The 9,020-nt window shown below is 73.0% G+C and carries 7 protein-coding genes; 6 read left to right on the forward strand and 1 reads right to left on the reverse strand.

What is annotated here, in order from left to right; all coding sequences use genetic code 11:
• Nucleotides 1–154: 154 nt before the first annotated feature.
• The 5 genes from ABD363_RS25075 (at nucleotide 155) to ABD363_RS25095 (ending at nucleotide 6,393) form a co-directional block, all read left to right on the forward strand.
• Complete coding sequence (locus ABD363_RS25075; protein ID WP_344607389.1) at nucleotides 155–1,288, forward strand: SIS domain-containing protein; 1,134 nt, start codon at nucleotides 155–157, stop codon at nucleotides 1,286–1,288.
• A 163-nt stretch (nucleotides 1,289–1,451) separates the two neighbouring features.
• The gene (manA, locus tag ABD363_RS25080; RefSeq protein ID WP_344607391.1) at nucleotides 1,452–2,603 is read left to right on the forward strand and encodes a mannose-6-phosphate isomerase, class I; all 1,152 of its coding nucleotides are present in this window, start codon (nucleotides 1,452–1,454) and stop codon (nucleotides 2,601–2,603) included.
• 122 nt (nucleotides 2,604–2,725) lie between these two features.
• Nucleotides 2,726–3,706 carry a cation diffusion facilitator family transporter gene (locus ABD363_RS25085; RefSeq protein ID WP_344607393.1) on the forward strand — a complete coding sequence of 327 codons (981 nt, stop codon included), beginning with the start codon at nucleotides 2,726–2,728 and terminating at the stop codon, nucleotides 3,704–3,706.
• A gap of 417 nt (nucleotides 3,707–4,123) precedes the next feature.
• Nucleotides 4,124–5,581, forward strand: coding sequence for an adenosylhomocysteinase (ahcY, locus tag ABD363_RS25090; RefSeq protein WP_344607395.1), 1,458 nt, complete (start codon nucleotides 4,124–4,126; stop codon nucleotides 5,579–5,581).
• A gap of 197 nt (nucleotides 5,582–5,778) precedes the next feature.
• The gene (locus ABD363_RS25095) at nucleotides 5,779–6,393 is read left to right on the forward strand and encodes a hypothetical protein (protein ID WP_344607397.1); all 615 of its coding nucleotides are present in this window, start codon (nucleotides 5,779–5,781) and stop codon (nucleotides 6,391–6,393) included.
• A 111-nt stretch (nucleotides 6,394–6,504) separates the two neighbouring features.
• Here ABD363_RS25095 and ABD363_RS25100 read toward each other — a convergent pair whose 3' ends face one another.
• Nucleotides 6,505–7,521 carry an RDD family protein gene (locus ABD363_RS25100; RefSeq protein WP_344607399.1) on the reverse strand — a complete coding sequence of 339 codons (1,017 nt, stop codon included), beginning with the start codon at nucleotides 7,519–7,521 and terminating at the stop codon, nucleotides 6,505–6,507.
• Nucleotides 7,522–7,646: 125 nt separating this feature from the next.
• Between ABD363_RS25100 and ABD363_RS25105 the strand changes: the two genes are divergently transcribed.
• A complete protein-coding gene (locus ABD363_RS25105; protein ID WP_344607401.1) occupies nucleotides 7,647–8,654 on the forward strand; it encodes a stage II sporulation protein M in 1,008 nt (335 codons plus the stop codon).
• The last annotated feature ends 366 nt before the right edge of the window (nucleotides 8,655–9,020 follow it).

A 9,020-nucleotide genomic window follows, 5' to 3' on the forward strand; every position in this document is an offset into this window, starting at 1 on the left:
GGGCGCACACCCCGGCGCACACCCCGGCACCCGCACACCGGACAGCCGGTGTGAACCCACCCGGACAGGCACACCCGGGACGGACGGACCCGGTGTGACGGACACGCCGCAGGACACCGCCGTAACGGACCCCGGCGATCGGAGACTGTTGCCCATGCTCGACGAATCGCTGCTCGACTCCCCGGAGGGCCTGGCCGAGGCCGACCACCGCGGCCTGCTCCGCGGCGCCGCCGAGGCCGGCGCCCGCGTCCGCACCGCCGCCCGGCTCTGCGCCGAGGCCGGCGTCAACGACCTCAAGCCCGACGGCCGCCCCCGCGCCGTCCTGATCGCCGGCCCCGGCGCCGCCGCCACCCACACCGCCGACCTGCTCGGCACCCTCGCCGGCGCCGGCAGCCCCGTCATCCGCCTCGCCCCCACCGGCGTCGCCCCGGCCGCGGGCGCCCTGCGCTGGGAACTCCCCGGCTGGGCCGGCTCGGTGGACCTGCTGCTGATCGCCACGCCCGACGGCACCGAGCCGGGCCTGTCCCTGCTCGCCGAGCAGGCCTACCGCCGCGGCTGCACCGTCGTCGCCGTCGCCCCCGCCCACAGTCCGCTCGCCGAAGCGGTCGGCGGCGCCCACGGCCTGTTCGTCCCGATGGCCACCGCCTCGTACGAGCAGCAGGACGAACAACCCCTCGCCGCGTCCGCACCCGGCGTCCTGTGGGCCCTGCTCACGCCGTTCCTCGCCCTCCTCGACCGCACCGGCCTGCTCACCGCCCCGCCCGACGCCCTGGAGAAGGTCGCCGACCGCCTCGACCTCGTCGCCGAGCGCTGCGGGCCCGCCATCGCGACGTACGGCAACCCGGCCAAGACCCTGGCCGCCGAGCTCGCCGACGCGCTTCCGCTGATCTGGACGGAGGGCACCTCGGCCGGCCCGGCGGGCCGCCGCTTCGCGTCCGCGCTCGCCGAACTGTCCGGCATCCCGGCCGTCGTCGCCGAACTGCCCGAGGCGCTCGCCGCGCACAGCGCCCTGCTCGCCGGCCCGCTCGCCGCCGGCGCCGACCCGGACGACTTCTTCCGGGACCGCGTGGAGGAGCCGCCCGCCCTGCACGCGCGCGTGGTGCTGCTCCGCGACCGCCCGATCGGCAGCCTCACCGCCGCCCCGGCCGCCCGTGACCTGGCCCTCGGCCACGACACGCCGATCAGCGAGCTGGAGCCGGAGGCCGGCGGCGAGGTGGAGAGCCTCGCGGAACTGATCGCCATCACGGATTTCGCCGCCGTTTACCTCGCGGTCGCTTCAAGGGCCTGATCTTGCCCAGGGCGTCCTGATCCCCGTACGCGCGAGCACCCGCGCCGCACGCGGGGAGCCCGGCACGCCGCGCGGGGAGCCCGGCACGCCACGGCCCCGGAACGGCACGACGCACCCGGCACCCCGTCCAGCACCGCACCCCACGACCGGCAGAGAGAACCCCATGGACCGCCTCGACAACACCATCCGCCCCTACGCCTGGGGTTCCACCACCGCCATCCCCGAGCTGCTCGGCGTCGAGCCGACCGGCGAGCCGCAGGCCGAGATGTGGATGGGCGCCCACCCGGGCGCACCCTCGCGCACCGGGCGCGGCACGCTGCTGGAGGTCATCGAGGCCGATCCGGAGCGCGAACTGGGACCCGAGGCCGTGGCGAGGTTCGGCCCCCGCCTGCCCTTCCTGCTGAAGATCCTCGCCGCCGGCGCCCCGCTCTCCCTCCAGGTCCACCCCGACCTGGACCAGGCGAGGCACGGCTACGCGGACGAGGAGCGCCGCGGCGTCCCCGTGGACGCCCCGCACCGCAACTACAAGGACGCCAACCACAAGCCCGAACTGATCTGCGCCCTCACCGAGTTCGACGGCCTGTGCGGCTTCCGCGACCCCCTCCGGGCGGCCGGCCTCCTCGACGGCCTCGGCGTCGACTCCCTCAAGCCGTACGTCGACCTGCTGCACGCCCGCCCCGAGGACGCCGCCCTGCGCGAGGTCCTCACCGCGGTCCTCACCGCCGACCGCGAGGAGATGTCCCGCACGGTCGCCGCCGCCGCGGCCGCCTGCACCCGTCTCGGCGGCGCCTACGCCCCCTACGCCGGCATCGCCCACCACTATCCGGGCGACCCGGGCGTCATCGCCGCGATGCTGCTCAACCACGTCCGGCTGCAGCCCGGCGAGGCGCTGTACCTCGGCGCCGGCGCCCCGCACGCCTACCTGGCCGGCCTCGGCGTCGAGATCATGGCCAACTCCGACAACGTCCTGCGCTGCGGCCTGACCCCCAAGCATGTCGACGTCCCCGAACTCCTGCGCGTCGTCCGCTTCGAGCCGAGCGACCCCGGCGTGCTGCGCCCGGAGGCGTCCTCCGACGGCGAGGAGGTCTACGAGACCCCGACCGACGAGTTCCGGCTGTCCCGGTACGTCCTGCCCGAGGGCGCCCCCGCCCACGACCTCACCCTCACCACCCCGCAGATCCTGCTCTGCACCGCGGGTGCGGTACGGGCGGGCGACCACGAGCTGACCCCGGGCCGGTCCGTCTTCGTCCCGGCGGGCGAGAAAGTCCGGGTATCCGGGGTAGGTACGGTGTTCCGGGCCACGATCGTCGCCTGACGACCCGGTGACGGCGGTCTGAGGGGCCGTCACCGGTCCGGGCTGCGACAATGGCCCACCGGCAAAGGACGGGCAAAGGCCTGGACAGCGTACGTACGAAGGCGAAGGGACAACGCGGACACATGAGCGCGTCAGGCGGTACCAAGGCGATCGTGGCGGCACTGGCCGCCAACCTCGCGATCGCGGCAGCGAAGTTCGTGGCGTTCCTCTTCAGCGGCTCGTCGTCGATGCTCGCCGAGTCCGTGCACTCGGTCGCCGACTCCGGCAACCAGGCCCTGCTGCTGGTCGGCGGCAAGCGCGCCCGGCGCCAGGCCACCCCGCAGCACCCCTTCGGCTACGGCCGCGAACGCTACATCTACGCCTTCCTCGTCTCCATCGTGCTCTTCTCGGTCGGCGGCATGTTCGCCCTCTACGAGGGCTACGAGAAGATCAAGCACCCGCACGAGCTGGAGCACTGGTACTGGCCGGTCGGCGTCCTCGTCTTCGCGATCATCGCCGAGGGGTTCTCCTTCCGCACGGCCATCAAGGAGTCCAACGCCCTGCGCGGCAAGCGCTCCTGGAAGGAGTTCGTCCGCCACGCCAAGGCGCCCGAGCTGCCCGTCGTCCTCCTGGAGGACCTCGGCGCGCTCATCGGCCTGATCCTCGCCCTCGGCGGCGTCGGCCTCGCCCTGCTCACCGGCGACAGCGTCTGGGACGGCGTCGGCACCCTCTGCATCGGCGTCCTGCTGATCGTGATCGCGCTGGTCCTGGCGGTGGAGACCAAGTCGCTGCTGCTGGGCGAGGCCGCGGGCGCCGAGGAGGTCCGGAAGATCGAGACCGCCCTCGTCGACGGCGACACGGTCACCCGGATCATCCACATGCGCACGCTCCACCTCGGCCCCGAGGAACTCCTGGTCGCCGCCAAGATCGCCGTCCAGCACGACGACACGGCCACCGAGATCGCCTCCGCCATCGACGCCGCCGAGGCCCGCATCCGCGAGGCCGTCCCGATCGCCCGCGTCATCTACCTGGAGCCGGACATCTACAGCGAGACCGAGGCCGCCAAGGGCCCGGACCCGGAGGCGGCCCCCGGCGGACCGGCCCCGCACCCCACCGGACACTGACCTCCGCCCGCACGGGGCCCGCCGAGCACTCCCGGCGGGCCCCGTCGGCTTTCCGCCGGCCCCGCACCACGGGAACCGCCGCCCGCACCGGCCCCGATGCCGCCGGCACCGGCGGCGATCTGCGATCCCCGCCACACCCACCCGACTCCGGCCCAGGTCACGCCCCGTGATCGGCCTGATGTGCGCGGAGGCGGACTGGGGACGACGGGGGCCGCCGGTGTAGCTTGGGACGGAGCCAGACGTCGCTGCTGATGGCGGTCGGGCGGTCCCGGCACGGGCCGGCCGAGGGAGAGAGGGCCTCCGACGGACTGCGCTGCGCGTACGCGGGCATGCCTGTGCCCTCCTCGGGCACCCCTGTGTCCGCCGCCGCGCAGATCAGCCGTACCCACCTCGACCCAATCCGAGGAGCAGCTCGTAATGACGACTGTCGAGAACCGACAGGACTTCAAGGTCGCCGACCTCTCCCTGGCCGAGTTCGGCCGCAAGGAGATCACCCTCGCCGAGCACGAGATGCCGGGCCTGATGGCGATCCGCAAGGAGTACGCCGAGGCCCAGCCCCTCGCCGGCGCCCGCATCACCGGCTCCCTGCACATGACCGTGCAGACCGCCGTGCTCATCGAGACCCTGGTCGCCCTGGGCGCGCAGGTCCGCTGGGCCTCCTGCAACATCTTCTCCACCCAGGACCACGCCGCGGCCGCCATCGCCGTCGGCCCGAACGGCACCCCCGACGACCCGCGGGGCGTCCCGGTCTTCGCCTGGAAGGGCGAGACCCTCCAGGAGTACTGGTGGTGCACCGAGCAGGCCCTGACCTGGCCGGACAGCCCCACCGGCGGCCCGAACATGATCCTGGACGACGGCGGCGACGCCACCCTCCTGGTCCACAAGGGCGTCGAGTACGAGAAGGACGGCAAGGTCCCCTCGCCCGACACCGCCGAGTCCGAGGAACACCGCGTCATCCTCGAACTGCTGACCCGCACGCTCAGCGAGAACCCGCAGAAGTGGACCCAGCTGGCGTCCGAGATCCGCGGCGTCACCGAGGAGACCACCACCGGTGTCCACCGCCTGTACGAGATGCAGCGCGAGGGCACCCTCCTGTTCCCGGCGATCAACGTCAACGACGCCGTCACCAAGTCGAAGTTCGACAACAAGTACGGCTGCCGCCACTCCCTGATCGACGGCATCAACCGCGCCACCGACACCCTGATCGGCGGCAAGACCGCGGTCGTCTGCGGCTACGGCGACGTCGGCAAGGGCTGCGCGGAGTCCCTGCGCGGACAGGGCGCCCGCGTGATCGTCACCGAGATCGACCCGATCTGCGCCCTGCAGGCCGCGATGGACGGCTACCAGGTCACCACTCTCGACGAGGTCGTCGAGACGGCCGACATCTTCATCACCACGACCGGCAACCGGGACATCATCATGGCCTCGGACATGGCCAAGATGAAGCACCAGGCGATCGTCGGCAACATCGGCCACTTCGACAACGAGATCGACATGGCCGGCCTCGCCAGGATCCCCGGCATCGTCAAGGAAGAGATCAAGCCGCAGGTCCACACCTGGACCTTCCCCGACGGCAAGAAGATCATCGTCCTGTCCGAGGGCCGCCTGCTGAACCTGGGCAACGCCACCGGTCACCCGTCGTTCGTGATGTCCAACTCCTTCGCGGACCAGACCCTGGCCCAGATCGAGCTGTTCACCAAGCCCGACGAGTACCCGACCGGCGTCTACGTGCTGCCCAAGCACCTCGACGAGAAGGTCGCCCGCCTCCACCTCGACGCGCTCGGCGTGAAGCTGACCACGCTCCGCCCCGAGCAGGCCGAGTACATCGGCGTGAAGGTCGAGGGCCCCTACAAGCCGGACCACTACCGCTACTGAGCTCGCCGCCCGGCCGCGGCGCGCACCCCGGGCCCGCTGCGAGCAGTGCGCGCCCCGGCCCGCCGCGAGCGTGTCCGTGCACTGACGCGCTCCCCGGCGGCAGCTCCTTTGAGGCAGGCCCCCGCACCCCCGTGCCGGGGGCCTGCCCCGTCGGCCCGACCGGTGGCCGGACCAGCCCGTCACGACCCAGGACCTCCATGCCCCGCGGCCGTTATTCGCTCCACGATCCGCACGATCACACCCCCCTCGCGGACGAGCACTTCCAGTGCGCCGTCGGCCCCTCCGGCTGGCGCTACGTCTCCCGGCTGACCTCGCCCTCGGGCGACCACCGCGGCTCCGTCGACCTCGCCCTGGACGGACTCGGCCGCCCCATCCGCCTCGAACTCCACGCTGCCGACTGGCAGGTGCGCGGCGCCGCCCTGGACGGCGTCACCTGGGTCCGCACCGACCCCGCCGGGACCCACGCCACGGAGGGCAATGTGCGCGCCCACGCCTTCACCGGCGCCTCCCCGGCCTTTCTCGTCGCCACCGCCCGTCTGCTGAACCTCACCCCTTCCGGCTCGGCGACCCGCGTACGCCTCGTGGCCTTCACGGATCCGGTCCTCGCCCCGCGCACCGTCGACCAGTCCTGGGCACTGGTGGACAGAGAAGCACACGCCACCGACAACGGCCCCCTGACCGTGGACGAATACCAGGTCACGGCTCTCGACACGGGCGAACAGCACACCGTGCACATCGCCGGTGACGTCGTGCTCGCGGCGCCCGGCATCGAGCTGGAGGACCTCGAGTCACCGCCGTCCGTCTTCCCCTGAGCGGGGGCGGCGGGAGCCGCCCGCCACGCGCCCCGACGGCCACCGCCCGTCCCGCGGACCGGCACCCCGCCGTACGGACCGGCGCCCGGACACGGCGCCGCGGCCCGCGGGTCACGCCGGCGGCACGAACCCCGTGGCGGGGCGGCCCCCCGCCGACGCCTCCCGCGGCCCAGCGGCCCCGCCCCCGGCCGCCGTACCGGCCGGGGCGGACGGACCGGCCGGTTCCGCCGGCGTCCCGGGCCCGCCGCCCGGCTCCGCTCCCGTGACATGCGCGGCGGCCTGCGCGGACGGCACCGCACGGCGCACCGCGGCCGGCCCGGACGCGGCCGCCGCACCGGGGGCCACCGCGCCGGCATCCGCTGCCAGGTCCCCGGCCGTACCGCTTCCGAAGGCCCGCCGCGCCTCCCGCGCCTGCCGTTCCCGCAGCACCGCCGCCAGATACGCCGCCGCCGGAACGCCCTGCGGCGCCGGGGCCCCCGTACGCGCCGCGAGGTCGCCCGCGAGCCGCTCCGCCATGACCCGGCCCACCTCCGGGTCGAGCTGCCGCATCCGCGTCAGGTACTGCCGAACGGCCAGCCACAGCTCGTCCGGGACCGCCGACAGGTCCAGTCCCGAGAACCGCCCGGCCAGCCACGGCGGAGGAGGGGGCACGGAACCCGCCCGCGCGGCGGGCACCCGCTCCCGGACGACCAGCGTCCCCGCGAACACGTCACCGAGCCGCCGCCCACGCGCCGACACGAGGGAGGCGACGCAGGCCACCACCCCGAAGGTCATCAGGATCTCGATCACGCCGATCCCGCCCCGCACCAGCGCATGCCGGAACCGGATCGGCCCCCCGTCGTCCCGCACCACCCGCAGCCCGCACACCATCTTCCCGAGCGACCGTCCATGGCTCAGCGTCTCGACCGCGACCGGCACGCCCACCAGCAGCAGCACGAACGCGGCGATCGACAGCGCCGTCTGCGCCGCCTCGTCCAGGGAGGCGGTGGACGCGACCAGGACGATGGTCACCGCCACGTAGGCGCCGACAGCCACCAGCAGATCGAGCAACACCGCCAGCGCCCTGCTGGGCAGCCTCGCGGGGCGCAGCTCCAGCGCCACCGCCTCGCCCGTCACCAGCTCGCTCACGCCCGCCGCCCTTCCCCGACCTGCCCTCGACGACATCAGTCTGCCAAGCTGAGGGCACATCGCGCCGCAGGGCGACCAGCTGATCCACGACGATCCCGACGAGCAGCCGAGGAGCAGGCACACCGATGGACCTCGACGTCTTCGTCTCCGCCCACCGCGCGGAGTGGGACCGCCTCGACGCCCTGCTCCAGCGCCGGCGCCGCCTGACCGGTGCCGAAGCCGACGAGCTCGTCGCCCTCTACCAGCGCACCGCCACCCACCTCTCCCTGATCCAGTCCCGTGCCCCGGACCCGCAGCTGACCGGACGGCTCAGCCAACTGGTGGCACGCGCGCGCAGCGCCGTGACAGGAACCCGCCGCGCCTCCTGGCGCGACGTCACGCGTTTCCTCGGCCACGGTTTTCCCGCCGCCGTCTACCGCTCACGCCACTGGTGGGTGCCCACCGCACTCCTGTCCACGGCTGTCGCAGCCCTTCTGGGGTGGTGGATCGGCACGCACCCCGAGGTGCAGGCCACCATCGCGGCCCCCGGCGAACTGCGCGAGCTCACCCGCCCGGGCGGCCAGTACGAGACGTACTACTCGTCCCACCCCGCGGCCTCCTTCGCCGCCCAGGTGTGGACGAACAACGCCTGGGCCGCGGCCCTGTGCCTGATCCTGGGCGTCTTCCTGGGCCTGCCGGTCATCTGGATCCTCTTCCAGAACATGCTCAACCTCGGAGTCGGCTTCGGCCTGATGTCGTCGGCCGGCCGCCTCGACACCTTCCTGGGTCTCGTCCTCCCGCACGGCCTGCTCGAACTCACCGCCGTCTTCGTCGCCGCCGGCACCGGCCTGCGTCTCGGCTGGACTCTGATCGACCCGGGTCCGCGCACCCGGCGCTCGGCCCTCGCCGAGGAGGGCCGAGCCGCCGTGGGCATGGCGATCGGCCTCGCCCTGGTCCTCTTCGTCTCCGGCGCCATCGAAGGCTTCGTCACCCCCTCCGGCCTGCCCACCTGGGCCCGCATAACCATCGGAGTCAGCGCCGAGCTGATCTTCCTCGGGTACGTCTACGTCCTGGGCGGCCGTGCCGCGCGCGCCGGGGACACGGGCGATGTCGAGGCGGCCGAACGCAGCGCCACGGTGCCGACGGCCGCCTGATGTGCGAGCACACCCCCAGGACTGCTAGTCTCCTCTTCGCCCCGCAAGAGCAGTTGACACAGCTGGAGCGGGGAGGTAGATTCAAACAGTTGTCTGGAGATGGGCCTTGGCCCAGAAGGCGACAGTGAGCATCTATCTGCTCCTCGGAACGACGATTTCGAGTGAGCCCCCGACTATTCGGAAATGAATGACCGATCGGATCGGTTCAGAACTTCTGATAAAGTCGGAGTCGCCGGAAAGGGAAACGCGGAAGCGGGAACCGGGAAGGCGCCGAGGAAATCGGATCGGAAAAGGATCTGATAGAGTCGGAGACACCGAAGGGAAGCGCCCGGAGGAAAGCCCGAGAGGGTGAGTACGAAGGAAGCG

The sequence above is a fragment of the Streptomyces glaucus genome (assembly GCF_039533365.1).
GTDB lineage: Bacteria > Actinomycetota > Actinomycetes > Streptomycetales > Streptomycetaceae > Streptomyces > Streptomyces glaucus.